This window comes from Streptomyces sp. NBC_01296 (genome assembly GCF_035984415.1).
Taxonomy (GTDB): Bacteria; Actinomycetota; Actinomycetes; order Streptomycetales; family Streptomycetaceae; genus Streptomyces.
Genome location: NZ_CP130720.1, coordinates 6961149 through 6985297 on the forward strand (window position 1 = coordinate 6961149; position 24149 = coordinate 6985297).

The window sequence follows — 24149 nt, forward strand, 5'->3', positions numbered from 1 at the left end:
GTAGGGTGCGGCGGGCACCGGTCGGCCGGGTTCCGGCGGCGCGCAAGGTGACTCAGGGTGAAGGTTTCGGGGAGGTCGGGCCCCTGTGGCGCCGGCTCCGAGCCGGGCGGGGGCAGAACGAAGCCCCCGATCACGGGGGAACAATCGGGGGCTTCGCGTCCGCTGCGGCCTGGAAAGACCGCGCATTCAGAACGTAAGGCCGGTGCGGGGCCCAGGTCAAGCAAGTCGGTGCAGGCCCGCGCAAGCGGTTTTCCGGAGCGGCTCAGGCCCGGGGGAGTCCGTCACCCCCGGTGACGGAAGTGGTCCTTCCGGCGGTCGCATCCGTCCCGGAAGTCCACTCGTATCCCGTACTGCTCTCGCGTACCAAAGTGTCGGCGAAGGGGCGTGAAGGATCATCCGAGAAGTGCGCGAGCTCCGCGCGCTCCCATCCGTCCCAGAAGTCGGAAAGTTCACGCCCGTCCCGATTTCGCCCACGCCCCCAGGACTGCGCGCGCGGTGTCTCCATCCACAGCAGCCGCGCCAGATGCGGGCGCAGCGCCCGCCGGCCGGCGCCGACCCCCTCGATCAGCAGCACCGGTACCGGCTCCAGCACCCGCTCCGGGCCGAACCGGCGCTCCACCCAGTCGTACGGGGCCCAGTGGGCCGCCCGCCCGGCGGCCAGCGGCTCCAGCACCTGCGCGCGCAGCCGCTCCGGCCAGCCGAACAGCTCCTCGTGGGTGGCCACGTCGTCCAGGTGCAGCACCGGCACCCCGCCCAGCGCCTCGGCGAGCCGCCCGGCGAACGTGCTCTTCCCGGATCCGGCGTGCCCGTCGATCCCGATCAGCCGGACCGGGCCGAGGGAGGGCGGCAGGGCGGCGAGCTCGCGCGCGAGTGACTGAAGTGACTGAAGTGACTGCTGAGGCTCCACCCGGCCAGCGTATGGCCCCCGGAGCGGGCAACCCCCGCCGGGCCCCGGCCGCCCCGGGCCCGGGGCCCCGGGCCCGGGGCCCCGCGTCACCCCCGACACGGGGCCGGGCTTCGCCGCCCGGTGGGCGGGAACTGGAAGGGTGGAGGAGCCGACCCACCGCACCGACCCCTGGGGGCCACGCCGATGACCGCACCCACACCACGCAGGGCCCTGCTGGCCCTCGCCGTCGCAGCGGCCACCGCGGCCACCGTCCCCGGCGGCAGGGCTTCGGCGGCCGGAGCGCACGGCGGCGGCCCGCAGGCCGAAACGGGAGCCGCCGACGGCACGCCGGCCGAAGGCGCACCGGCCGAAGCGGCGCCCGCCGCAGCCGCCGCCGGCGGGACGGTCGACAACCGGTTCTGGTACGCGTACGCCCACTGGCTGGCCGGCACCCACCAGGGCACCGCCGCCCTCGCCGGCGACCGCCCCGGCCTGGTGATCGAGGCCCCGGCCGGCCGCACCGAGTACACCGACCCGCACACCGGGAAGAAGGGCACCTGGGAGTACGCCGCCTGGACCTCCCCGGTGCACCGCTCCGCCGTGCCCGGCACCGAGACCATCGCCTCCTGGAACGCCCACACCCCGGCCGGCACCTGGATCCAGATCGAACTGCGCGCCACCTACGGCTCCGGCGCCACCACCCCCTGGTACGTACTGGGCCGCTGGGCCTCCGGCGACGGCGACATCCGGCGCACCTCCGTGGACGGCCAGACCGACGGCACCTCCACCGTGTGGACCGACACCCTGGCCGTCGACGCCCCCGCGCGGGCGAACGGCGTACGCATCACGGACTGGCAGCTGCGCCTGACCCTCCACCGCAAGCCGGGCACCGCCCAGGGCCCGACGGTGTGGCTGGCCGGGGCCATGGTCTCCGACGTCCCGGACCGGTTCACCGTCCCCGCCTCCGCCCCCTCGGGCACGGCACACGAGCTGAAGGTCCCGCGCTACTCGCAGGAGATCCACACCGGCCAGTACCCCCAGTACGACAACGGCGGCGAGGCCTGGTGCAGCCCCACCTCCTCCCAGATGGTCGTCGAGTACTGGGGCCGCAAGCCCGCGGCCGCGGACCTGGCCTGGGTCGATTCCCGCTACGCCGACCCGCAGGTCTGCCACGCGGCCCGCTCCACGTACGACAGCGCCTACAAGGGCTGCGGCAACTGGCCCTTCAACGCCGCGTACGCCGCCACCTACAGCGGGCTCGCCGGGGTCGTCACCCGGCTCCGCTCCCTCGCCGACCTGGAGACGCTGGTCCGGTCGGGCATCCCGGTGATCACCTCGCAGTCCTTCCGCACCGAGGAGCTCACGGGCGCGGGCTATGGCACCGCCGGCCACCTGATGACCGTCATCGGCTTCACCGCGGCCGGGGACGTGGTCGCCAACGACCCGAACTCGCGCGACGACACGGCCGTCCGACGGGTCTACAAGCGGCGCGAATGGGAGGACGTCTGGCTGCGCACCAAGCGCCACAACGCCGCCGGAAAGACCGTCACCGGCTCCGGAGGGATCTGCTACCTGTACGCCCCGGCCCGCCCGAGCCTCGCCCAGATCGCGGCCCTGCGGACGGTGGGAGTGCTGTGATCCGCGCGTCGGAACTTCCCGTTGACCCGGGGCGCAGATAAGCGGAATATAAAGCCATAAAGGGCACATAAAGGCTTCTACAGGAGGCGGCCCGCCATGACCACCCACAGCATCGAACACCACCCCGACCTCGCCGAGATGCGCTCGCGGTTCGAGCGGGTCACCAGCACCCCCGCCGCGCAGGGTGTGGAGGCGCTGGCCCTCATCACGGGCCTCTACCTGGCGGCCTCGCCGTGGATCGCCGGGTTCAGCGGCCTCAGCTCGCTGGCGATCAACAACCTGATCGCCGGCCTGGCGTACTGCCTGTGCATGAGCGGACTCGGCTCCGCTTATGAACGCACCCACGCGATGGCCTGGACGGCGGTCGCGATCGGAGCCTGGACGATCGTGGCTCCGTGGGTCATCGCCGGCGATGTCAGCACGACCCGCACCGTGGTCAGCAACGTGATCACCGGCGGCGTCGCCCTGTGCCTCGCCCTGGCCATGGCGGGCATGGCGGGCAGCAACCGCACCGCCTCCGGCTGACCTCCGTACGCGCCGGGCCCCGACCGCAAGCCGGCCGGGGCCCGGTGGCGTGTCCGGGACGTGATGCGCGCCACGAATGGCGAGCGTCTCTACCGCGAAAGCCGCAAACGCTGTCACATTGGACGACATGACCGCATACAGCTCCGCCCTCGCCTCCCGCGCCCGGAACCTCGTCCGCACGGGCGGCCCGAAGGATCACTCCAAGTGGCTGGAGCACGTGCTCGGCTGGACGCTGGTGGTCGTCGTCGCCATGTTCGTCACCCAGGTCGGCTGGCTCTGACCCGAGGCGCCCCGGCCGATCTGCGCCGTGCCGAAGCTCGAAGACCACCTTGCCCACGGGGGTGTCCACCTCGGCGGACGGGCAGATGTCGGTGAGAGCGGGGCCTCTACGCTGCCCGGCAGTGCGACCGGACGGCCCTTGCCGGCCTCGTCCGTGCTCATGGATGTGCCTCCCGTACGCGTCGTCCGGTGCGCAGGGAAGTGCACGAGGCAGGTCTGCCATACTGCGGGCATCCTGTGGCAGTTCGAGGCTAGGGCCGAATTTGAATAATAGTCAACAGCGTGGTGCGACCGGGCGTTCGCAGGTCCGCAGGGCCGAACTCATAGCAATCGGGCGCAAGTTGTTCGCCGATACCTCGTACGACGCGCTCTCCATGGACGACATCGCCAAACAGGCGGGCGTCGCCAAGGGGTTGATCTACTACTACTTCAAGAGCAAGCGCGGCTACTACCTCGCCATCGTCGAGGACTCGGTCTGCGAGCTCGTCGCCCGCGCCGCCGGCGAGCCGGACCTGCCCAACGTCGAGCGGGTGCGCCGCACCATCGACGGCTACCTGTCCTACGCCGAACACCACCAGGCCGCCTACCGGACCATCGTCACCGGGGGAGTCGGCTCCGACGCCGAGGTGCTCGCGATCCGCGACGCGGTCCGCGAGGAGCTGGTGGCCACCATCGCCGAAGGCGCGTACGGGCGCCGCACCATCCCTCCGATCGCCCGGCTCGCGCTCGTGGGCTGGCTGTCGGCGGTCGAGGGGACCACCCTGGAGTGGATCGGGGGCCTGGCCGCCCCTGCGGATGCCGCCGCTGCGGACGCCTCCGACAACGCTGTCACCCCCGGTGCGGGTGCGAACGCCGAGGCGGACCCCGGCGCCGAGGCCGGCGTGGAGACCGACGTCGAACCTGACGCGGAACCCGACGCTGAAGCCGCGTCGCCGCAGCCCGACCGGGCCCGGCTCGGCGCCCTGCTCGTGCGCCAGCTGCGCGCGACGCTGACGGTGATCGGGGAGTTCGTCCCGGAGTGTCCGCCGCCGCCCCTTCCCGAAGAGGCGTTCGAGACGGCCGGTGATCTTGCCCCGGTGACGGGACGCTCCTGATCGGGCATACTCAAGCCGCCGCAGCCACTGAACTGCCCCTTCCGTGATCCGGGAGGGCAGTATCGGCTGTGAGAGCACCGAGACCCGGTGGCGCGTCCCACACCTCACGCGTCGCCGCCGTGCCCTATGAGGGAGGAGAGCGCCGCCATGACTGACCGCGCCCCGCAGCCGGTGGACCGTCAGCTGCCCACCGAGGAGTCCCGGGACCTCCTCGCGCTCGTACGAGAGATCGCCCAGCGGGAGATCCGCCCCGTGGCCGCCGACGAGGAGGACGCCGGCACGTTCCCGCGTGCGATCTTCACCCTCCTGTCCGAAGCCGGCCTGCTCGGTCTCCCGTACGCGGGCGAGTACGGCGGCGGCGAGCAGCCGTACGAGGTCTACCTCCAGGTCCTCGAGGAGCTCGCGGCGGCCCGCCTGACCGTCGGGCTCGGCGTCAGCGTGCACTCCCTGTCCTGCCACGGCCTGGCCGGATACGGCTCCGAGGAGCAGCAGAAGGCCCACCTGCCGGCCATGCTCGGCGGCGGCCTGCTCGGCGCGTACTGCCTGTCCGAGCCCGCCTCGGGCTCCGACGCCGCCTCGCTGACCACCAAGGCCGTGCGCGACGGCGAAGACTGGGTCATCACCGGCACCAAGGCCTGGATCACCCACGGCGGGGTCGCCGACTTCTACACCGTCCTCGCGCGCACCGGCGGCGAGGGCCCCAAGGGCATCACCGCCTTCCTGGTGCCGGGCGACGCGGAGGGACTGACGGCCGCCGTCCCCGAGAAGAAGATGGGCATGAAGGGCTCGCCCACCGCCCAGCTGCACTTCGACGGGGTCCGCGTCCCGGACACGCGCCGCATCGGCGAGGAGGGCCAGGGCTTCACCATCGCGCTGGCCGCCCTGGACGCGGGCCGCCTGGGCATCGCCGCCTGCGCCATCGGCGTCGCGCAGGCCGCCCTGGACGAGGCCCTGGCGTACGCCCTGGACCGCAAGCAGTTCGGGCACCCCATCGCGGACTTCCAGGGCCTGCGCTTCATGCTCGCCGACATGGCGACCAAGATCGAGGCCGGCCGGGCGCTGTACCTGGCGGCGGCGCGACTGCGTGACGCGGGCAAGCCGTTCTCCCGCCAGGCGGCGATGGCCAAGCTGTTCTGCACGGACGCCGCCATGGCCGTCACCACGGACGCGGTCCAGGTCCTCGGCGGCTACGGCTACACCGCGGACTTCCCGGTGGAGCGGCTGATGCGCGAGGCGAAGGTCCTCCAGATCGTCGAGGGCACGAACCAGATCCAGCGCATGGTCATCGCCCGCCACCTGGCGGGCCCCGAGTCCCGCTGACGGCGACGGCGACGGGGCTGCGCCGGCTCAGGCCGGAGCAGCCCCGCGCCATCACCATCACCCGGGGCGCTTGACCATCGAGATGTAACGGGACATGTCGCCGAAGCCGCGGAGGTTGGTACCGCCGAGATTGAACGAGCCGCCCGCGCCCGGACGGGCCGTTTCGTTGAGCATGTAGGTGGAGCCCGGTCCCCACTGGTTCTCTTCGCCGGCTTCCTGCGCGGTGATGGTCGCGCCCGAGGCGATCCCTGCGCGCACGGTGCCCTCGATATTGCGAAATCGGGTCCCCTCGCCGATCGCGGCGATCGCGTGGACCAAGGCGTTTCGCACGGAGTTCTGGTTCTGGTTGCCGTCGGCCGCATGCCGCCACAGCGTCTGGAACTGGCCTTGCAGCCCGGCCAGGCTGATCGCCAGGGTCCTGTTGGCGGCGTCGCCCACCTGCAGGCCCTGATTCCCGTTGCTGTTGCCGTAGCTGCCGCTGTAGCCGAGGTTGACCGCATTGCGGCCGAGCTGGTGACCGAGGTCGTACGTCGGGTCGGTGAACTGGAAGACCGGACCGCCGCCGCCGGCGGTCGCAAAACCGCGCAGGTACAGGTTCTGGGTGGTCAGGTAGAGGCTGAGCCGACGGCCCTCCGGCAGGGCGACGATCACCTCGATGATGTCGTTGCCGGCGTTCGTCTGCCACACGGTGTTGTCGCCGTGACCCCGGAGGATGGTGCCGGCCCTCTCGTGCAGCGAGCGGATGAAGCGGGTGTATTCGGCGGCGGCTTCACGCTGGTTGCCGGACAGATTCCAGTCGAGCTGCGCCTGCTGGATCGTCGCGGGCTGGGCGGCGGGCAGTGCGGGCGGTGCTTCGGTGGAGGCCTGGGAGGCGGGAGCGGCGGCGCCGAGCAGGGCGAGGCCGAGGAGGGCTGCGGGCAGGGTCTTGCGCATCGGAGTCCTTCGTACGTGAGGGCGGTCGTCGGTCTCGGCCGGAGCCGGTATCGGTGCAGGTGCAGGTGCAGCCATCAGTTCACGGCGAAGGTGACGAAGGCGTTGTCGCCGCCTCCACCCGAGGTCGTGCAGCGGTGCGGCGCGGGGACGTTGCACTGGTACTTGTTGCTGCCCGAGAAGGGGTTGTCCCAGCGGATGGAGACCGTGCCGCCGCCCGCCATCGTGTAGTTCGCGTAGCCCTCGGTTCCGGTCATGACGCCCTCCGACTCGCTCTCCCACGTGGCGGCGGCACCGGGGTTGATCAGCGACGGCGGAAGGTTGTTGCCGGTCCAGATGCCGTGGGACAGTCCGGCACCGGTCCTGGCGAGCAGCGTGCCGCTGTTGTTGATCACCCTGACGACGGTGCTGCGGGCGGCCTGGGCCGTCACCTCCGTCGAGGCGGCCTGGGCCTTGAACGCCGCGGGGCCGCCGGTCAGCGTGAAACTGACGGTGGCGTTGTCGCCGCCCCCACCGCTGCGGGAGCAGGTGTAGCCGCTCGGCACATCACAGTTGTAACTGTTCGAGCCGGTGTACGGGTTGTTCCAGTGGATCTTGATCTGCTCGCCGGTCGCCGTGACCCGATAGGTGGTGTAACCCTCCGTCCCGGTGAGCATGCCGCACGAGCGGCTGCCCCAGGAGGCGGTGATGCCCTTGGCGATGTAGTCCGGCGGCAGGGAGTCGTTGTTCCAGCACCCGTGGGGCAGGGAGGAGCTGACCCGGGTCAGCTGCTGGCTGGTGCTGTTGCTGAAGACGACGTCCGTACTGCGGGCCGAGGACGCCGCGACGGGCGACGGGCCGGCGGCCGGCGCGGCCAGGGCTGCGGGAGCGAGCGCGGTGGCACCCGCCGCCAGCGAGGCGACGGCGGTGAACGCCGTGGCCCACCGGGCCGCGGAACGGGTCAGCTGCATGGGGTGAATCCCTTCGAGTCGTCGAGTGAAGGCACGGAGCGGCGAGCGGATCAGTCGACGTACCACAGCTGGTACTGGTCGTTCCAGGACGGGTTGCACTCGTAGCGGCTGTACAGGCCGAGCGCGACGCTCAGCGAGCCGGCCTGGATGCACTGCGAGAACGACGGGTACGTCCCGCCGGGCTCGCGGTAACCGGACGTGGCGGCCTGGGCGGTCGCCGCGCCGCTGACGCCGACCAGCAGGCTCGTGGCCGCGCAGAGGGCGACGGCGAGCGAGCGGCGCCGCCTCACCGCGGTGGTGGCAGATCTCATGGGGAATTCCTTTCGGGCATGCCTCATCGCGCCGCGGCGCGCCGGGCTCATCGAGGAGGGCGGAAAGAGGAGAGAAGGAGGAGGAAGGACAAGGAGACTGGGGTCGGGCCCGCAACCGCCCAACCGGCGGCGGATGGTGTCCGCCGCCCCCGCACCCGGTCTCCCGGGTGGTTCAGTTCAGCGGCTTGCCGGGGCAGTAGGCGTTGCCCCACGCCGTGGTCACGGGGCAGTGGTCGTCGCCGTGATGTCCATGACCGTTGCCGTTGCCGTTGCCGTGTCCATTGCCCTCGCCGGTTCCGCCGGGGGGTCCGGAGTCCGCCGTGACCCGGGTGCCGGAGTCGGCCGGGCCACCGAGCGCGTCAGCGCCGTGGCCGGAGACGGCGGCTCCGCCCAGCCACAGGCAGGCCCCGACGGCCAGTCCCGCCGTCAGTCGCACGGTGTTCACGATCACGACAACTCCTCTGTCAGACAAGGGTATCGGGGGATGGCATTGGCGCCGGTTCGACCGGTTCCGGCCTGTTCCGCCGCTTACGAGAACGACTCTGCCAGGGAGTCGCTGGCACCCGGCAGGCCTGGAAGGGATCATGTGAGGGCCATGCATCTTTAGGAGGCAAGCGGTGGAAATGGGCGCGGATGCGGGATCAGGCATACCTCGGCTCGATGAACCGGCGACTCTGCTGTACCGGTGGACCCTCGTCCACGGGCGGCTCACACCCGCGACGCTGCCAAGCGCCGTGGCCGAGACCGGCTTGAGCGAACGGGCATGCAGAGAGGCGATCGCGCAACTCGCGGCGGTGTACCTGTTCCAGGCCCTGCCCGGCGACGACGGGGGAGAAGTCGGCTCCGCCGCGGGCTGGCGGGCCGTGAGCCCGCAGTCGGCCGGCGCGCAGGTCCTCGCCGAGAAGGAGACCGCGTTACGGGCCCACGAGGCGGCCTTGCGGGAGCAGCGGGAACAACTCCAGCGGCAGCGCGACGGATTCAGTGCTCTGGTCCCCGTCTATCTCCAAGCCCGCCGGGACACCTTCCCCGAGGGCACGATCGACCACCTGCCCGACCAGTTCGCGGTCCGCGCGCTGCTCACCGAGGTCATCGACACCTGCCGCAGCGAGGTCCTGGTCTCCAAGCACGGAGGCTCCTTCCCGCCGGCCGCGCTGCGCGAGGCGCTGCCCCGGGACCTGGCCCTGCTGGCCCGGGGCGTCCGGTTGCACAGCCTCTACCAGCACGCCACCCGCTTCGACCAGGCGACCCGGGTGCACGCCGAGCAGCTCATCGCCGCCGGCGCGGAGATCCGTACGCTGCCCGAGGTGCTCCCGCAGATGATCCTGGTCGACGGCCAGCTCGCCCTGCTGCCCGCCCGGTCCGGCGGTGCGCTGGTCATCCGCGAGCCCGACCTGATCGGCTACCTGCTGGACGTCTTCCGGCGCGACTGGGCGAACGCCACCCCCTTCGCGACCGGCCCCCAGGCCGCCCACGGCATCTCGGAGGCCATGAAGCGGAGCATCCTGGTGCTGCTCGCCAAGGGGCTCAAGGACGAGTCCATCGCGCGGCGGCTCGGGGTCTCCCCGCGGACCTGTCGACGCCATGTCTCCGAACTCCTTGACGGGCTCGGGGCGCACAGCCGCTTCCAAGCGGGCGTGATCGCGGAACGGAACGGCCTGACCGGCCACCCGGTCGCCGCCCTGGCGGAGCCCGCGCAGGCAGCACCCGTCCCGGAAGCGCCGGCTGCTTCCGTACCGGCTCCACGACCGGACCCCGAGAAGCCCGGGACCGGGACTGAAGCCGAGGCCGAGACCGGCACCGAGACCGGCACCGAGACCGGCACCGAGGCCGGGATCGAGACCGGGATCGAGACCGGCACCGAGACCGGCACCGAGACCGGCACCGAGACCGGCACCGAGACCGAGACCGAGGCCGGGCCCGGCCCCGGGCCCGACTCGCGCTGCCTCGGCTGCGACTGCCCGCTCCCCTCCGCTGCTCCCCACCGGCAGGGCCGTCCGCCCCGCTACTGCTCGGCGCCTTGCCGCTCCCGCGCCTATCGGGCCCGGCTCAAGTCCCGCCGGGCTCCGGACGCCCCGTGACGTAATGGCCCGCCGCGACACGAAACTCGACGGACCTGCTGCACGGCACGGCGGTTCAATTTCCGTAGAGCGGGCCGTCCGGCCAGATCGGGGAGGTGGCGACCCGGGACCACTCCGGATCGCGGCTGCCCGGCAGGGTACGTTCCTCGGCGGCCCAGTGGGCCAGCAGCGCACGGTAGATCGGGGGGTCCGGATGCCGCTGCTGAACCGATTCTTCGTGGCGCGGAACCGATTCTTCGTAGTCGGGCTGCGGCGTCGTCCGCCGCCGCCGTCCCGTTCTTGCCCCAGGGGTTTCGAGCGTGGTCATGCAGCGCCAACGCGCCAGCCGACCAACGAGTAATCGTCACTGCGCTCCGGGTATCCGTTCGAGGTGTCCCCGCCGCGCCCGCCCCCGAAGTGGCCAGACGTGCCGGGCTGTCAGGGAGTGACAGAAGTCTGGCCCCGGGCGCAGTTTCTGACGTACCGTCATATCCGCTCGAGCCGACGCCGCGCCCCGCGGCCCCGCACCCCGCGCCACCGCCCCGCCCAGGAGGTTTGCCATGCCCGCGGACCGACCCGTACCCCTCGACGAATACCCCGTCCACCAGGCCCCGTTGTCGATGAAGCACCTCGTCAGCGGCGACCGGAACGCCTACGACCGCTGCATCTTCCACGTCTTCGACCACGCCGGCCGGGCCGTCCTCATCCTCGGTCTCGGCGTATACCCGAACGCCGGGGTCATCGACGCCTACGCCACCCTGCGCACCGGCGACGAACTCCTCGCCGTCCGCGCCTCCGACGCCCTCACCGACGACCGCATGAACCTCTCCGTCGGCCCGCTGCGGATCATCGTCGACGAACCCCTGAAGCGGATCACCCTCCAGTGCGACGCCGACCCCGCCGACCCCGGCGGGCTCTCGTACGACATCACCTGGACCGCCGAGTTCCCCGCCGTCTGGGAACCCCACCACGTCCAGCGGCGCGGCGACCGCCTCATGCTCGAAGGCCGCCGCTTCGTCCAGGCCGGGCACGTCACCGGCACCATCCGCGCCAAGGGCGAGGAGCACACCCTCACCGCCGCCGAGTGGACCGGCACCCGCGACCGCAGCTGGGGCGTGCGCCCCATACCCGGCGAGGACGGCGGCCGGGCCGCCGAGGAGTACCGGCCCGAGGGCTTCCACTGGCTCTGGATCCCGGTCCGCTTCGAGGACCGCTTCGTCATGGTCATCGCCCAGGAGGACGCCGACGGGCACCGCACCCTGAACGAGGCCGTCCAGGTCTTCCCCGAGGACAGCGGCCGCCACGACGTGCAGCTCGGCTGGCCGCAGACCGAAATCCGCTACCGACCCGGCACCCGCCACCCCGAGAGCGCCGTCGTCCACCTCGCCGACCCGGCCCGCAAACCCCTCGAACTCGGCGTCGAGATCCTCAACTCCTCCCCGCTCGCCGTCGGCGCCGGCTACCCGCCCGCCGCCGACTGGCAGCACGGCACCTGGCAGGGCCGCGGCTGGACCGACCGCCGCGTCTACGACCTCTCCGACCCCGCCGCCCACCCCATGGCCGCCTTCGGCGTCACCGACCACTCCGCCCGCTTCACCCTCGACGGCCGGACCGGCTTCGGCATCTTCGAACACGGCAGCTTCGGCCGCCACGACCCGAGCGGCTTCACCGACTACGGCTCAGTGGCCCCGTAGGCGTAGGCCGAAAGGGGCGACCCGGCAGCGCCCCCCACCAGAGCCAGCAGAAGAAAGGGGAAGTCATGGCAGCACCGGCACCACGCCCGCGCACCTCCACCCGCGAACCCGAGGAACTCGGCCGGCGCCTCGCCGCCTGGCTCGACGCCGAGCTCCCCGGCGCGAAGATCACAGGCATCCGCGTCCCCGGATCCAACGGCATGTCCAGCGAGACCCTGCTCTTCGACATAGAGCACCCCGACACCCCGGTCCGCGCCTGCGCCCTGCGCCTGGCCGCCGACCCGGCCGCCTACACCGTGTTCCCCACGTACGACATGCCCCGCCAGCACCGGGTGATGAGCCTGGTCGGCGCCCACACCGACCTGCCCGTCCCGCGCGTGCTGTGGCTGGAACAGGACCCCGGGCCGCTCGGGGCGCCCTTCTTCGTCATGGCCCGCGCCGAGGGCCGGGTCCCGCCCGACGTCATGCCCTACACGTACGAGGGGAACTGGCTGCACGCCGCGAGCGACTCCGAACGCGCCGTACTCCAGGAGGCGAGCATCTCGCTGCTGGCCCGGCTGCACGACCAGTTCCCCGCCGGGGAAGCCGAGTTCCTCCTCCCCGAGGGTGCGGGCAGCCCGCTGCGCCGCCACGTCGACGCCCAACGGGCCTATTACGCCTGGGTGGTCGACGGACTCGCGCCGTCCCCGCTGCTGGAGCGGGCGTTCGACCGGCTGGAGGAGCTGTGGCCCGCCGACGAGGGCCCTGCCGTCCTCAACTGGGGCGACGCCCGCATCGGCAACGTCGTCTACGAGGCCGACGGGTTCCGGCCGGTGGCCGTCCTGGACTGGGAGATGGCCGCGTACGCCCCGCGCGAGGTCGACCTCGGCTGGACCGTCTACCTGCACCGCTTCTTCCAGGACCTGACCGTCGGCTTCGGCCAGGGCGGCCTGCCGGACTTCCTGCGCCGCGCCGACCTGGAGCGCCGGTACGCCGAACTCACCGGGCACACCCCGCGGGACATGGAGTTCCACACCCTGTACGCCGCCCTGCGGCACGGGATCGTGATGCTGCGGATCGCCTACCGGCAGGCGTACTTCGGGGAGGTCGAGGTCCCGGCGGATCCGGACGGCCTGATCCTGCACCACGCCAGCCTCGCGGCGATGGTGCAGGGCACGTACTGGTAGATCCGGCCGAAACGGCACGTCCGGCACATCCGACACATCCGGATCCGGTGGATCCGGCCGGGAAAGTCCTCAGGCCGCCTGCGCGTGCTGCCGCATCTGCGGCAGCAGCGTCGGCGCCGGCATCCGCACGGGACGCGAACCGGGACCGCCGACGTGCGAGAAGGGCTGCGTCCGCCAGTCCAGACCCTGCGGCAGGTCCAGCAGCACGACCTCGAGCCCCTGGGGCTCCTCGAGGCCCATGCCCACGGTCGGCAGCGCCTCGGACGCCGGGCGGCCCGTGCCCGCGCACACCGTGAGCCCGAAGGGGTTCCACGGGGTCAGGCAGAGCGCGTGCTCCGGCAGGTACTCCTCGTCCGCGACGAGGGCGATCGACTGGCCGCAGTCGGGGCAGATCGCGTGGTGGATCTCGAACCCGTCGGCGTCTTCGAGGTACTCCCCGTCGTCCGCGTACCCGGTTCCGTTCGGATCCACGGGTTTCGGTTCGGTGCGACCGGCGCGCTTGGTGTTCAGCATGGTTGTACTCCCCCTTGGGTGGGCCGGGCGGGCAGGTTCTGCGGCCTCGGCCACACGAAGCACTTCCCGCCGCGCGGCACGAGTAACCACAACATCCCGGCGTACGCCTGCATACCCTTGTGGCCTTGGTCACATGCCCGCCGCAGGTGCCACTTGTCGGCGGACAGCACTGTGCCGGAAGCGCCCTTGGGCCTTAGGTTGAACGGCTATGAGCGCAATGGAGGAGCTGGACCGCCAGATCGTGGATCTGCTCGTGCGGGACGGGCGGATGAGCTACACGGACCTGGGCAAGGCCACGGGACTGTCCACGTCGGCAGTCCACCAGCGAGTACGCCGTCTGGAACAGCGCGGGGTGATCCGCGGATACGCGGCCGTCGTCGACCCCGAGGCCGTCGGCCTGCCCCTGACGGCCTTCATCTCGGTGAAGCCCTTCGACCCGAGCGCGCCGGACGACATCGCCGACCGGCTGGCCGGCGTACCGGAGATCGAGGCCTGCCACAGCGTCGCGGGCGACGAGAACTACATCCTGAAGGTCCGGGTCGCGACCCCGCTGGAGCTCGAGGACCTCCTCGGCCGCCTGCGCGCCCTGGCCCACGTCTCGACCCGCACCACGGTGGTCCTCTCCACCCCGTACGAGGCGCGCCCGCCCCGGGTTTAGCCGGGCCCCGCTCCGGCCGGTGGACGCAGTCCACCCCCAGCGGCCCGAAGCCCGTGGGGCCTCTCGGGGCCCGGGGGTCCCCCCGGACGGAGTTCGGGGGAGGTGCGAGGGGCGCGTGGAAAAGGGGAAACTGAGGGCATGACTGACCGCACCGCCAGCTCCGTCGACGCCGCCGGCGCCCCCGCATCCGAACGGACCGTCCTCCTCCGCGGGGGCGAAGTACACAGCCCCGCCGACCCCTTCGCCACCGCGATGGTCGTCGAGCGGGGACACATCGCCTGGGTCGGCTCCGAAGGCGCCGCCGACGCCTTCGCACAGGGCGTCGACGAGGTCGTCGACCTCGGCGGAGCGCTCGTCACACCTGCCTTCACCGACGCACACGTCCACGCCACCTCCGCCGGCCTCGCCCTCACCGGGCTCGACCTCACCGGCGCCGCCTCCCTCTCCGACGCCCTCGGCCTCGTCCGTGCGTACGCCGAACGCCGCCCCGCCGACCGGGTGCTCCTCGGCCACGGCTGGGACGCCTCCCGCTGGCCCGAGCGCCGTGCGCCCCGCCGCGAGGAGCTCGACGAGGCCGCCGGCGGCCGCCCGCTCTACCTCAGCCGCATCGACGTGCACTCCGCCGTGGTCACCACCGCCCTGCTGGACCTCGTACCGGCCGTCTCCGTCCGCGGCGACGAGCCGCTGACCCGCGAGGACCACCACGCCGTCCGCAGGGCCGCGCTCGCCGCCGTCACCCCCGCCCAGCGCGCCGAGGCCCAGCGGGCCGCCCTCGACCGGGCCGCCTCCCTCGGCATCGGCTCCGTCCACGAGTGCGGCGGCCCCGACATCTCCTCCGCCGAGGACTTCGCGGACCTCCTCAATCTCGCCCGCGAACGGCCCGGACCGCGCGTCTTCGGGTACTGGGCGGACCGGGACCTCGAACAGGCCAAGGCGCTCGGCGCCATCGGCGCCGCCGGCGACCTCTTCGTGGACGGCGCCCTCGGCTCCCACACCGCCTGTCTGCACGCCCCGTACACCGACGCGGGCCACACCGGCACCGGCTACCTCGACGCCGCCGAGATCGCCGAGCACGTCGCCGCCTGCACCGAGGCGGGCCTCCAGGCCGGTTTCCACGCCATCGGCGACGCCGCCCTGACCGCCGTCGTCGAGGGCGTGCGCGCCGCCGCCGAGAAGGTCGGCCTCGCCCGCGTCCGCGCCGCCCGGCACCGCGTCGAACACGCCGAGATGATGACCCCCGCCACCATCGCCGCCTTCGCGGACCTCGGCCTCACCGCCTCCGTGCAGCCCGCCTTCGACGCGGCCTGGGGCGGCGAGGACGGCATGTACGCCGACCGGCTCGGCGCGGAGCGCGCCCGTACGCTCAACCCCTTCGCGGCCCTGCTCAAGGCCGGCGTGCCCCTCGCCTTCGGCTCCGACGCCCCCGTCACCCCGTTCGACCCCTGGGGCACCGTCCGGGCGGCCGCCTTCCACCGCACCCCCGAGCACCGGATCTCCGTACGGGCCGCCTTCACGGCCCACACCCGGGGCGGCTGGCGGGCCCTGGGCCGCGACGGCGCGGGCGTGCTGGTGCCCGGCGCCCCCGCCGACTACGCGCTCTGGGAGACCGCCGAACTGGTCGTCCAGGCCCCGGACGACCGGGTCGCCCGCTGGTCCACGGACCCCCGTTCCGGGACCCCCGGACTGCCCGACCTGACCCCCGGCCGCGAACTGCCGGTATGCCTCGCGACCGTCGTCGGCGGGCGGGAGGTATTCGTACGGCCACAGGGGTGATCCGGTCGGCCTCGGTTCGGTACGGGCGCTCGGACCCGGATAGGTTCGGCCGGGTCCACCACCGGACGTCCGTACCGGGCGGATCCGTCAGCTCAGCGCGCCCGCGCCTCGGGGGCGAGGGAAGGTTTCGCCGGGATGGGGGTCCCCCCTGCTCCCAAGGAGCTCGGGGGAGGGTGGCCCCGTGTCGGGGCCCTGCGGTCCAGTAGACAACGGTCACAGCGACCCGCAGCCAGCGGGAGCCGGACCGGCCCGAAGGACCGCGGGCCCCGACCACTGTTCTAAAGTCATCCTCTGTGACAGGACGTACAAGAACACGAAGGCGGACTCAGTGAGCGACGGCGGACAGCGAGGCCACGGACCGCTCGGCACGGCCTTGGTGATCATTCCGACCTTCAACGAGGCGGAGAACATCGGGCCGATCGTCGCCCGCGTGCGCGCGGCGGTGCCCGAGGCGCACATCCTGGTCGCGGACGACAACAGCCCCGACGGCACCGGCAAGCTCGCCGACGAGCTCGCGGCCGGCGACGACCACGTGCACGTCCTGCACCGCAGGGGCAAGGAGGGCCTCGGCGCCGCCTACCTCGCGGGCTTCGCCTGGGGCCTGGAGCGCGACTACGGCGTGCTCGTCGAGATGGACGCCGACGGCTCCCACCAGCCGGAGGAGCTGCCGCGGCTGCTCACCGCGCTGGCCGGGGCCGACCTGGTCCTGGGCTCGCGCTGGGTGCCGGGCGGCCGGGTGGTCAACTGGCCCAAGAGCCGCGAATTCCTCTCCCGCGGCGGTTCGACGTACTCCCGGCTGATGCTGGACGTCCCGATCCGCGACGTGACCGGCGGCTACCGCGCCTTCCGCCGCGAGACCCTGGAGGGGCTGGGCCTGGAAGAGGTGGCCTCCGCTGGCTACTGCTTCCAGGTCGACCTGGCCCGCCGGGCCGTGCGCCAGGGCTTCCGCGTCGTCGAGGTGCCCATCACCTTCGTCGAGCGCGAGTTCGGCGACAGCAAGATGAGCCGGGACATCGTGGTGGAGGCCCTCTGGCGGGTCACCCAGTGGGGGCTCAAGGCCCACGCGGCGAAGCTGACCGGCCAGGACAAGCCCAAGGGCTCGGACAGCGGCTCGGACAAGGGCTCGACCAAGGGCGGTAACCGCGCCTGACGGGTACCCGGCGCCCCCTAGGGGGTGTCCGGTACCTCCGGCTGAGGTCGCTTTTACGCCACCCCAGGCACACTGGGGGGTATGACGACCGGCGTTCCCCTCTCGACGGCCCCCCGGCGGCGCTCGCGCGCCCGCACGTTCCTCCCTCTGGCGGTCGCCGCCTGGCTGATCCTGGAGATCTGGCTGCTCAGCCTGGTCGCCGGCGCGGCCGGCGGGCTGACCGTCGCCGCGCTGCTCGCGGGCGGAATCGTGCTCGGCGTCGTGGTCATCAAGCGGGCCGGGCGGCGTGCCTTCAAGAACCTGACGAACACCTTCCAGCAGGCGCAGCAGGGGCAGCAGCCCCCGCCCCCGGCGACGAAACAGCAGCCGGGCAGCGGCAACGGCCTCACCATGCTGGCCGGCCTGCTGCTGATCCTGCCGGGCCTGCTCTCCGACGTGGCCGGCCTGCTCTGCCTGCTCCCACCCGTCCGGGCGTGGATCGGCCGCCGGGTCGCCGGCTCCCTGGAGCGCAAGATGGCCGCTGCCCCGGCCGGGAGCTTCGGTGACGCCTTCCAGCAGGCCCGCATCCACTACCCCGACGGCAAGGTCGTCCAGGGCGAGGTCATCCGCGAGGACCAGCCGCAGCAGCCGGGCCCGGACAACACCGGGTACCGGCCGCCGCTGGCGCCCTGAGCCCCGTACGGCACAGGCAAACATGCCGAGGGCCCCTGCCACAGTTCGTGGCAGGGGCCCTCGGCTTTATTGTTCTCCGCGTCCGGCTGTCAGGCGGACTTGCGGCTGTCCCGCGGATGCACGGCAATGTTCATGGCGCCGGAACGCAGGACCGCCAGCCTCTCGGCCAGCACCTCCTCCAGTTCCTCGCGGGTGCGCCGCTCCATGAGCATGTCCCAGTGCGTTCGCGCAGGCTTGCCCTTCTTCTCTTCGGGCCCGTCCCCGTCAACCAGGAGTGCCATGGCGCCGCACGCCTTGCACTCCCACTCCGGCGGAATCTCTGCCTCAACCGAGAACGGCATCTCAAATCGATGTCCGTTCTGGCATGCGTACTCCACCGCCTGGCGCGGGGCCAGATCGATGCCGCGGTCCGTCTCGTAGCTGGTAACCACGAGCCGCGTACCGCGGAGAGCTCGCTCACTCATGAATCGTGCCTCCCGGGCTTGTCGCCCACAGGACAGGTGTCGCTGTCGTCGTCATCCGGTCAACGTCCGGTCGGCGGTATAGATTCCCGCTCCGGGTGATGCGTCGCCCGTCGTGCCGCCCCTTGTTGTACCCACCAGTGCCCGTTTTGTCACATCTGGCAGCAGATGTCACCCAACGTCTTCACTTCTTTAGCGCGCAGTAACGGTCCGCCTGGCAGGCCAAAGGCGTACACTACCGGCCCTTCGCTTCAACGTCGAAATCCGTTCGGAATTCGTATGAAGATCCGGGCCGGATCCGCTGCCGGAGCCTCCGTCGGATCCGCTCAGATCCGCTCGGGAACAGGATTCCCCGCCGCCTCCACCGCGCGCCGCACCGGCACCCGTGCCAGCAGCACGAAACCCAGTGCGAAGAACACCACCAACGAGATGATCGCGTCCCGGTAGCTGCCCGTGACCTGGTACGTCAGGCCGAACACCAGCGGTCCGACCCAGCTCAGCCCGCGGTCGCTCATCTCGTACGCGGAGAAGTACTCGGCCTCCTTCCCCGCCGGCACCAGGTGCGAGAACAGCGAGCGCGACAGTGCCTGGCTGCCGCCCAGCACCAGTCCGATCATCGAGGCGAGGGCGAAGAACCACACGGGCGTCCGGGCCGGCAGGAAGTAGCCCGCCGCCAGCGTCAGCCCCCACGCCGCCAGCGAGCCGAGGATCGTCCGCTTCGAGCCGTACGTCACGGCCAGCCGGCCCATGGCCAGGGCGCCCGCCACGGCGAGGATCTGCACCAGCAGCACTGCCACGATCAGCGTGGACTGCTCCAGCTCCAGCTCCTCCGAGCCGTAGATCGAGGCCTGTGAGATCACGGTCTGCACGCCGTCGTTGTAGATCAGGTAGGCCAGCAGGAACGACAGGGTCAGCGGATAGCGCCGCATGTCCTTCAGCGTCGCGACGAGCTGCTTCCAGCCGCTGACGGCAGGCGCCGTCCCGGGCTCCCGGACCACGGCCCGGTCCCGCAGCCGGCGCAGCGGGACGATCGCGAAGGCCCCCCACCACAGGCCCGCCGAGGCCAGGCAGATCCTCACCGCCGCGCCCTCGGAGAGACCGAAGGAGTCGTGGCCCTGGAAGAGCACCAGGTTCAGGACGAGGACGAACGCGCCCGCGGTGTAGCCGAAGGCCCAGCCCCGCGAGGAGACGGTGTCCCGCTCCTGCGGGGTGGAGATCTGCGGCAGATAGGCGTTGTAGAGCACCATCGAGACCGAGAGTGCGGCGTTCGCCACGATCAGCAGCAATCCGCCCAGCAGATAGCGGTCGCCGCCGAGGAAGAACATCCCCACCGTCGCCGTCGCCCCCGTGTACGCCGCCGCCGCGAGCAGCGGCTTCTTGCGGCCCGTGCGGTCCGCGACGGCACCCACCAGCGGCATGACCAGCACGGCCAGGATCACGGACGCCGAGACGGCGTACGCGAAGAAGGATCCGTACCGGACCGGTATGCCCAGCGGGTACACGTAGCCCTCGGCATCCGCGGCGGCCTTGGCCACCGCGGTCAGGTACGGCCCGAGGAACACGGTGATCACGCTGGACGAATACACCGAGCAGGCGAAGTCGTAGAAGTACCAGCCGTGCTGTTCGCGCTTGCGTGCCGCGGCGGCGGCTCTGCCGTCCTCCGCGCCCGGTTCCGCTTCCTCTGTGGTCTGCGCACTCATGAGTGCCCCTTCGCTGGTCCCCGTACCGCTGCGGCCGCCCCACCGGGCACGGCGGCCATACGGGCTCGTCAGGCCCAGGCCCCGCGCCGGTCCAGCACCGTGCGCAAGATGTCGATCCGGTCGGTCATGATGCCATCGACTCCCAGGTCCAGGAGAGCCTCCATGCGTTCCGGTTCGTTCACGGTCCACACGTGCACCTGGAGTCCCCGCTCGTGCGCCGTGCGCACGAACCGCCGGTCGACCACGCGGATGCCCGCCTGCGTCTCCGGAACCTGCGCCGCCACCGCCCCGACCCGCAGCGCCGCCGGGATCGCGAACGAGCGCAGCCGCAGCCCGAGCACGCCGCGGACCCCGTACGAGGTCGCCAACCGGGGACCTGCGATCTTCTGGGCGCGGGCCACCCGGCTCTCCGAGAACGAACCCACGCACACCCGGTCCCAGACGCCCGCCCGGGCGATCAGATTGACCAGCGGGTGCAGGGCCGACTCGGACTTGATGTCGATGTTCCACCGTGCGTCGGGGAACTCCTCGAGGAGCTCCTCGAACAGCGGCAGCGGCTCGGCGCCCGCCACCCGGGCCTCGCGGACCTTGCTCCAGGTCAGCTCGGCGATCCGGCCCTGCCCGTCGGTGACCCGGTCCAGCGTGGAGTCGTGGAAGGCGACGAGCTTCCCGTCGGCCGTGGCGTGCACATCGGTCTCGAAGTACCGGTAGCCCGCGTCGGCGGCCCGCCGGAAGGCCGCCGCGGTGTTCTCCAGCCCGTCCGCGGCACCTCCCCGATGCGCGAAGGGGATCGGAGCCGGGTGGTCCAGATACGGATGGCGAAGGCGTACGTGCGTCACCCGCCGCAGTATGCACGGTGTGACCGGTGGGGAGGGAGCGGCCGGATGGCTGCGTGGTGAACGCCGCACCGCCCCCTGGTCCGGGTGGACCGCGGCATGACAGGGTGTGGGGGCGGAAGCAATCCAATACGGGCCGCGCCCTGGCGTGGGCGGGGCCAATTCGATGAAGGTGGACCGGACAGCATGGCAGAGTGGACCTCGGCGGTGGGTGCCGCACAGCTCGCCCGTCTCATCACCTCCCAGCAGGAGCGGCCCGGCGTGCCCGGGGCGCGGAAGCTGCCCGCCTACCGGACCCTCGCCGACGGCATCCGGCTGCTCGTCCTCGAAGGCCGCGTCCCCGTCGCCGCCCGGCTGCCCGCCGAACGGGAGCTCGCCGTCTCCCTCTCCCTCTCCCGCACCACCGTCGCCGCCGCGTACGAGGCCCTGCGCGGGGAGGGCTTCCTGGAGTCCCGGCGCGGCGCCGGCAGCTGGACCTCCGTACCGGCCGGGAACCCGCTGCCCGCCCGGGGTCTGGAACCGCTGCCGCCCGAATCCCTCGGCTCGATGATCGACCTCGGCTGCGCCGCGCTCCCGGCCCCCGAGCCCTGGCTCACCAAGGCCGTACAGGGCGCCCTCGAGGAGCTCCCGCCGTACGCGCACACCCACGGGGACTACCCCGCAGGGCTCCCCGCGCTGCGGCGGATGCTCGCCGACCGCTACACCGAGCGCGGCATCCCCACCATGCCCGAGCAGATCATGGTCACCACCGGGGCGATGGGCGCCATCGACGCCATCTGCAGCCTCTTCGCCGGCCGCGGGGAGCGGATCGCCGTCGAATCCCCGTCCTACGCCAACATCCTCCAGCTCATGCGCGCCGCCGGCGTCCGGCTCGTGCCCGTCGCGATGGCCGACGGCCTGGGCGGCTGGGACATGACCGTGTGGCGCCAGGTCCTGCGCGACGCCGCGCCCCGCCTCGCCTACGTCGTCGCCGACTTCCACAACCCGACCGGCGCCCTGGCCTCGGACGAGCAGCGCCGCGCCATGGTGGAGGCGGCCCGCTCGGCCGGCACCGTGCTCGTCGTCGACGAGACCATGGCCGAGCTCCAGCTGGACCCGGCGCTGGAGATGCCCCGCCCGGTCTGCTCGTTCGACCCGGCCGGCTCCACCGTGATCACCGTCGGCTCCGCCAGCAAGGCCTTCTGGGCCGGCATGCGGATCGGCTGGGTCCGTGCGGCGCCCGACGTGATCCGGAGCCTGGTCGCGGCGCGCGCGTACGCCGACCTCGGCACGCCGGTGCTCGAGCAGCTCGCGGTCAACTGGCTGATGCGGACCGGAGGCTGGGCGCAGGCCGTGGAGATCCGCCGCGACCAGGCCCGCGAGAACCGGGACGCGCTGGTCGCCGCGGTACGCCGGGAGCTGCCCGACTGGGAGTTCGAGGTGCCGCGGGGCGGGCTGACCCTGTGGGCCCGCGCGGGCGGGCTGTCCGGCTCCCGGCTGGCCGAGGTGGGGGAGCGGGTCGGCGTACGGGTTCCCTCGGGTCCGCGGTTCGGCGTCGACGGGGCCTTCGAGGGCTACGTCCGGCTGCCGTTCACCGTCGGCGGCCCGGTCGCCGAGGAGGCCGCGGTCCGCCTCGCGGCGGCCGCCCGCCTGGTCGGCACGGGCGCCGGCGGCAGCGGCGCGGAACCCCCGCGCACGTTCGTCGCCTAGTGCCGCGTCAGGCAACGTTCGCCCCGTCGCGACGCCCGGCACGCACTCTCGCCGCACCGGCCGAAAGCTCAAGTACGTCCAGTACGAGCGCTTGCGGCCGGCACGCCGAGAGCACGCACCGGACGCCGCTCCTTGACGGGCAAACGTTGCCTGACGCGGCACTAGGTCGCGGGGGACGCCTCAGGGGCCGACCGGCCACGGGCCGCGGGCCGGTGGGGTCTCGGCCGGGGCCCCCTCGGTCTCCTCGGCTTCGATCGACGCCGAGGCCCGGGCCGGCGGCTGGACGATGTGCAGCGGCTTCGACAGCGTCACGCGGCCCGGCCCGCCCGGGGCCGGCAGCTGCCGCCCGGGCAGCAGCTCCTGCACCGCCTGCCGGTGCGCCGGGTGCGTGGCGTCGTCGTACGGGTCCGGCGTGGCGGGCACCTGCAACCGGTGCACGGGACCCGCGCCGAGCCGGGCGTACCCGCGCCCCGGCGGCACCTGGGCCGTCGGGGTGGTGTGCGGCGGCAGCCCCAGTACGTCGGTGATCTGCTGGATCGCGGCCGGCCCGAGCACGATCCGGGCCCGGGTGTGCTGCCAGACGGCGTCGTTCAGCAGCTCCAGGTGGTCGAACTGCTCCGCCACCACGACCGTGATGTGCGCGGCGCGCCCGTGCCGCAGCGGTACCTGGAGCTGGGCGAGGGGGTCGGGGCCCCCGTCGGCGGCCGCGAGGTGCGCGAGCACGCTGGGCCGGTCCAGCAGGATCCACAGCGGCCGCCGGGTGTCCTCGGGCGCGGGCCGGCCGGCCTCCCGGGCCCGGTGCGTGGCGATCAGCCGCCGCTCGGTCTCGCGCGCCGCCCACTCCAGGATGGCCAGCGCCCCGGCCGGACCGCACTCCACGGCCAGCACGCCCGTACGCCCCGACAGGCAGGAGTACTCCCCACTGCCGCCGCCCTCGACGATCAGTACCTCGCCCCCGTGCTGCAGGGCCTGCAGCGCGATCGAGCGCAGCAGGGTCGAGGTGCCGCTGCCCGGTTGGCCGACGGCCAGCAGGTGCGGCTCGGTGGAGCGGGGGCCGGTGCGCCAGATCACCGGCGGCACGTCGCGCGACTCGTCGCCCTCCACGACGGGGAGGGTGCGCTGCACACCGCCGGCGTCGGTGAAGCCGAGCACGGTCTCGCCGGGCGAGGTGACGAACGGCTGGGCGGCGATGCCCGTCGCCAGCGCCGCGAGCACCGTCAGGTCGAGCTGGTTGCCCTCCTCGTCCCAGTCGAAGAGGTACTCCCGGCCGCGCCCGGACTTCGCGTGCAGCAGGGCCTCGATCCGGGCCCGCGAGGCGGCCTCGCCGTCGGTGAAGTAGGCGGGGTAGCGGATCCGGAGCCGGGTGATGCGGCCGGCGTCGTCGAAGGCGTAGTCGCTGAACGCCTTGTCCCACTCCCCGCCGTGGGTGAAGAGCGGGCTCGGGTCCTCGGGGGTGGAGAAGTACGGCACGAGGGCCTCGTAAAGGGATCCGAGCCGTTCGGTCTCGGCATCGCTGGGCCCGGTCTTCACGGGGGTCCGGTCGCGTCCCTGCCAGGCCGCCGCCGCCATCAGGGTGATCAGGGAGCAGAGGGGGCCGTAGGGGGCGAGCGCGACCACGAGGACGCAGGCGGCGCCCAGGAACAGCGCGGGACCACGCTTGTCCTTGGGGGTCTGCGTCCACTTGCGCCGCCCGGCCGCGGCCAGGATGCGCAGGCCGCGCCCGATGACGAAGAGCGGATGGAGGACGTCCGTGGCGCTGTCGGCGGCCGTGCGAGCAAGGTCGCGGCCCCGGGCCGGCGACATGGTGCCGCTGCTGAGGATGCGGGGGAGCGGGCGCCGGGCCACGG

General features: G+C 72.6%; 23 protein-coding genes and 1 pseudogene. 13 read left to right on the forward strand and 11 right to left on the reverse strand.

Annotation, left to right across the window (positions count from 1 at the left end):
- Window positions 1-262: 262 nt before the first annotated feature.
- The gene (locus OG299_RS31785; protein ID WP_327363311.1) at window positions 263-907 is read right to left on the reverse strand and encodes a uridine kinase family protein; all 645 of its coding nucleotides are present in this window, start codon (window positions 905-907) and stop codon (window positions 263-265) included.
- A 183-nt stretch (window positions 908-1090) separates the two neighbouring features.
- Here OG299_RS31785 and OG299_RS31790 point away from each other — a divergent pair, with 183 nt between their 5' ends.
- From OG299_RS31790 to OG299_RS31810, 5 genes and pseudogenes are all read left to right on the forward strand, one after another.
- Window positions 1091-2524 (forward strand): C39 family peptidase, encoded by a 1434-nt coding sequence (locus OG299_RS31790; RefSeq protein WP_327363312.1) that lies wholly within the window; start codon window positions 1091-1093, stop codon window positions 2522-2524.
- A 96-nt stretch (window positions 2525-2620) separates the two neighbouring features.
- Window positions 2621-3049 (forward strand): SPW repeat protein, encoded by a 429-nt coding sequence (locus tag OG299_RS31795; protein WP_266631234.1) that lies wholly within the window; start codon window positions 2621-2623, stop codon window positions 3047-3049.
- Between the two features lie 127 nt (window positions 3050-3176).
- Complete coding sequence (locus OG299_RS31800; protein WP_266631235.1) at window positions 3177-3329, forward strand: SCO1431 family membrane protein; 153 nt, start codon at window positions 3177-3179, stop codon at window positions 3327-3329.
- 262 nt (window positions 3330-3591) lie between these two features.
- Window positions 3592-4125: pseudogene (locus OG299_RS31805) on the forward strand (TetR/AcrR family transcriptional regulator); the annotation flags it as partial.
- A gap of 444 nt (window positions 4126-4569) precedes the next feature.
- Window positions 4570-5742 carry an acyl-CoA dehydrogenase family protein gene (locus OG299_RS31810; protein ID WP_266631236.1) on the forward strand — a complete coding sequence of 391 codons (1173 nt, stop codon included), beginning with the start codon at window positions 4570-4572 and terminating at the stop codon, window positions 5740-5742.
- A 57-nt stretch (window positions 5743-5799) separates the two neighbouring features.
- Here the strand turns inward: OG299_RS31810 and OG299_RS31815 are convergent, their stop codons facing one another.
- The 4 genes from OG299_RS31815 to OG299_RS31830 form a co-directional block, all read right to left on the reverse strand.
- On the reverse strand, window positions 5800-6675 hold the full coding sequence (locus OG299_RS31815; RefSeq protein ID WP_327363313.1) for a ribosome-inactivating family protein: 876 nt from the start codon (window positions 6673-6675) through the stop codon (window positions 5800-5802).
- 74 nt (window positions 6676-6749) lie between these two features.
- Window positions 6750-7622, reverse strand: coding sequence for a Crystal protein ET79 (locus tag OG299_RS31820; RefSeq protein WP_266631239.1), 873 nt, complete (start codon window positions 7620-7622; stop codon window positions 6750-6752).
- Between the two features lie 50 nt (window positions 7623-7672).
- Window positions 7673-7933, reverse strand: coding sequence for a hypothetical protein (locus OG299_RS31825; RefSeq protein WP_266631241.1), 261 nt, complete (start codon window positions 7931-7933; stop codon window positions 7673-7675).
- Window positions 7934-8105: 172 nt separating this feature from the next.
- On the reverse strand, window positions 8106-8384 hold the full coding sequence (locus tag OG299_RS31830; RefSeq protein ID WP_327363314.1) for a hypothetical protein: 279 nt from the start codon (window positions 8382-8384) through the stop codon (window positions 8106-8108).
- 283 nt (window positions 8385-8667) lie between these two features.
- Here OG299_RS31830 and OG299_RS31835 point away from each other — a divergent pair, with 283 nt between their 5' ends.
- Window positions 8668-10011, forward strand: a complete 1344-nt coding sequence (locus OG299_RS31835; protein WP_327363315.1) for a helix-turn-helix transcriptional regulator — start codon at window positions 8668-8670, stop codon at window positions 10009-10011.
- Window positions 10012-10066: 55 nt separating this feature from the next.
- On the opposite strand, the gene OG299_RS31840 is transcribed toward OG299_RS31835, so the two are convergent.
- Window positions 10067-10318, reverse strand: coding sequence for a hypothetical protein (locus tag OG299_RS31840; RefSeq protein WP_266631247.1), 252 nt, complete (start codon window positions 10316-10318; stop codon window positions 10067-10069).
- Window positions 10319-10550: 232 nt separating this feature from the next.
- Between OG299_RS31840 and OG299_RS31845 the strand changes: the two genes are divergently transcribed.
- Together OG299_RS31845 and OG299_RS31850 are read left to right on the forward strand one after the other, a co-directional pair.
- A complete protein-coding gene (locus OG299_RS31845; RefSeq protein ID WP_327363316.1) occupies window positions 10551-11684 on the forward strand; it encodes an Rv3169 family protein in 1134 nt (377 codons plus the stop codon).
- A gap of 65 nt (window positions 11685-11749) precedes the next feature.
- The gene (locus tag OG299_RS31850) at window positions 11750-12850 is read left to right on the forward strand and encodes a phosphotransferase family protein (protein ID WP_327363317.1); all 1101 of its coding nucleotides are present in this window, start codon (window positions 11750-11752) and stop codon (window positions 12848-12850) included.
- Between the two features lie 69 nt (window positions 12851-12919).
- Here OG299_RS31850 and OG299_RS31855 read toward each other — a convergent pair whose 3' ends face one another.
- Complete coding sequence (locus OG299_RS31855) at window positions 12920-13363, reverse strand: hypothetical protein (RefSeq protein ID WP_327363318.1); 444 nt, start codon at window positions 13361-13363, stop codon at window positions 12920-12922.
- Between the two features lie 217 nt (window positions 13364-13580).
- Between OG299_RS31855 and OG299_RS31860 the strand changes: the two genes are divergently transcribed.
- The 4 genes from OG299_RS31860 to fxsA all read left to right on the forward strand — a co-directional run bounded on the left by OG299_RS31860 (window position 13581) and on the right by fxsA (window position 17616).
- Complete coding sequence (locus OG299_RS31860) at window positions 13581-14021, forward strand: Lrp/AsnC family transcriptional regulator (protein WP_030011705.1); 441 nt, start codon at window positions 13581-13583, stop codon at window positions 14019-14021.
- Between the two features lie 138 nt (window positions 14022-14159).
- A complete protein-coding gene (locus OG299_RS31865; RefSeq protein WP_266631255.1) occupies window positions 14160-15794 on the forward strand; it encodes an amidohydrolase in 1635 nt (544 codons plus the stop codon).
- A 328-nt stretch (window positions 15795-16122) separates the two neighbouring features.
- Complete coding sequence (locus tag OG299_RS31870; protein ID WP_266631257.1) at window positions 16123-16944, forward strand: polyprenol monophosphomannose synthase; 822 nt, start codon at window positions 16123-16125, stop codon at window positions 16942-16944.
- Window positions 16945-17025: 81 nt separating this feature from the next.
- Window positions 17026-17616 carry an FxsA family membrane protein gene (gene fxsA, locus OG299_RS31875; RefSeq protein WP_327363320.1) on the forward strand — a complete coding sequence of 197 codons (591 nt, stop codon included), beginning with the start codon at window positions 17026-17028 and terminating at the stop codon, window positions 17614-17616.
- A gap of 89 nt (window positions 17617-17705) precedes the next feature.
- Here the strand turns inward: fxsA and OG299_RS31880 are convergent, their stop codons facing one another.
- The 3 genes from OG299_RS31880 to OG299_RS31890 form a co-directional block, all read right to left on the reverse strand.
- Window positions 17706-18080: an RNA polymerase-binding protein RbpA gene (locus OG299_RS31880; protein WP_007262928.1), complete on the reverse strand. Its 375-nt coding sequence runs from the start codon at window positions 18078-18080 to the stop codon at window positions 17706-17708.
- A gap of 323 nt (window positions 18081-18403) precedes the next feature.
- Complete coding sequence (locus OG299_RS31885; RefSeq protein WP_266631261.1) at window positions 18404-19777, reverse strand: MFS transporter; 1374 nt, start codon at window positions 19775-19777, stop codon at window positions 18404-18406.
- 68 nt (window positions 19778-19845) lie between these two features.
- Window positions 19846-20616 carry a glycerophosphodiester phosphodiesterase family protein gene (locus OG299_RS31890; protein ID WP_266631263.1) on the reverse strand — a complete coding sequence of 257 codons (771 nt, stop codon included), beginning with the start codon at window positions 20614-20616 and terminating at the stop codon, window positions 19846-19848.
- Window positions 20617-20799: 183 nt separating this feature from the next.
- Here OG299_RS31890 and OG299_RS31895 point away from each other — a divergent pair, with 183 nt between their 5' ends.
- A complete protein-coding gene (locus tag OG299_RS31895) occupies window positions 20800-22302 on the forward strand; it encodes an SCO1417 family PLP biosynthesis transcription factor (RefSeq protein WP_266631265.1) in 1503 nt (500 codons plus the stop codon).
- Between the two features lie 180 nt (window positions 22303-22482).
- Here OG299_RS31895 and OG299_RS31900 read toward each other — a convergent pair whose 3' ends face one another.
- Window positions 22483-24147, reverse strand: a complete 1665-nt coding sequence (locus OG299_RS31900; RefSeq protein WP_327363321.1) for a putative type IV secretion/conjugal transfer ATPase — start codon at window positions 24145-24147, stop codon at window positions 22483-22485.
- Window positions 24148-24149: the final 2 nt, after the last annotated feature.

Coding starts and splice junctions, on each gene's coding strand:
- OG299_RS31790 (WP_327363312.1), top strand. CDS start 1,091: ATGACCGCACCCACACCACGCAGGGCCCTGCTGGCCCTCGCCGTCGCA.
- OG299_RS31825 (WP_266631241.1), bottom strand. CDS start 7,933: ATGAGATCTGCCACCACCGCGGTGAGGCGGCGCCGCTCGCTCGCCGTC.
- OG299_RS31895 (WP_266631265.1), top strand. CDS start 20,800: ATGGCAGAGTGGACCTCGGCGGTGGGTGCCGCACAGCTCGCCCGTCTC.
- OG299_RS31815 (WP_327363313.1), bottom strand. CDS start 6,675: ATGCGCAAGACCCTGCCCGCAGCCCTCCTCGGCCTCGCCCTGCTCGGC.
- OG299_RS31840 (WP_266631247.1), bottom strand. CDS start 10,318: ATGACCACGCTCGAAACCCCTGGGGCAAGAACGGGACGGCGGCGGCGG.
- OG299_RS31855 (WP_327363318.1), bottom strand. CDS start 13,363: ATGCTGAACACCAAGCGCGCCGGTCGCACCGAACCGAAACCCGTGGAT.
- OG299_RS31795 (WP_266631234.1), top strand. CDS start 2,621: ATGACCACCCACAGCATCGAACACCACCCCGACCTCGCCGAGATGCGC.
- OG299_RS31820 (WP_266631239.1), bottom strand. CDS start 7,622: ATGCAGCTGACCCGTTCCGCGGCCCGGTGGGCCACGGCGTTCACCGCC.
- OG299_RS31860 (WP_030011705.1), top strand. CDS start 13,581: ATGGAGGAGCTGGACCGCCAGATCGTGGATCTGCTCGTGCGGGACGGG.
- OG299_RS31865 (WP_266631255.1), top strand. CDS start 14,160: ATGACTGACCGCACCGCCAGCTCCGTCGACGCCGCCGGCGCCCCCGCA.
- OG299_RS31880 (WP_007262928.1), bottom strand. CDS start 18,080: ATGAGTGAGCGAGCTCTCCGCGGTACGCGGCTCGTGGTTACCAGCTAC.
- OG299_RS31850 (WP_327363317.1), top strand. CDS start 11,750: ATGGCAGCACCGGCACCACGCCCGCGCACCTCCACCCGCGAACCCGAG.
- fxsA (WP_327363320.1), top strand. CDS start 17,026: ATGACGACCGGCGTTCCCCTCTCGACGGCCCCCCGGCGGCGCTCGCGC.
- OG299_RS31845 (WP_327363316.1), top strand. CDS start 10,551: ATGCCCGCGGACCGACCCGTACCCCTCGACGAATACCCCGTCCACCAG.
- OG299_RS31800 (WP_266631235.1), top strand. CDS start 3,177: ATGACCGCATACAGCTCCGCCCTCGCCTCCCGCGCCCGGAACCTCGTC.
- OG299_RS31885 (WP_266631261.1), bottom strand. CDS start 19,777: ATGAGTGCGCAGACCACAGAGGAAGCGGAACCGGGCGCGGAGGACGGC.
- OG299_RS31810 (WP_266631236.1), top strand. CDS start 4,570: ATGACTGACCGCGCCCCGCAGCCGGTGGACCGTCAGCTGCCCACCGAG.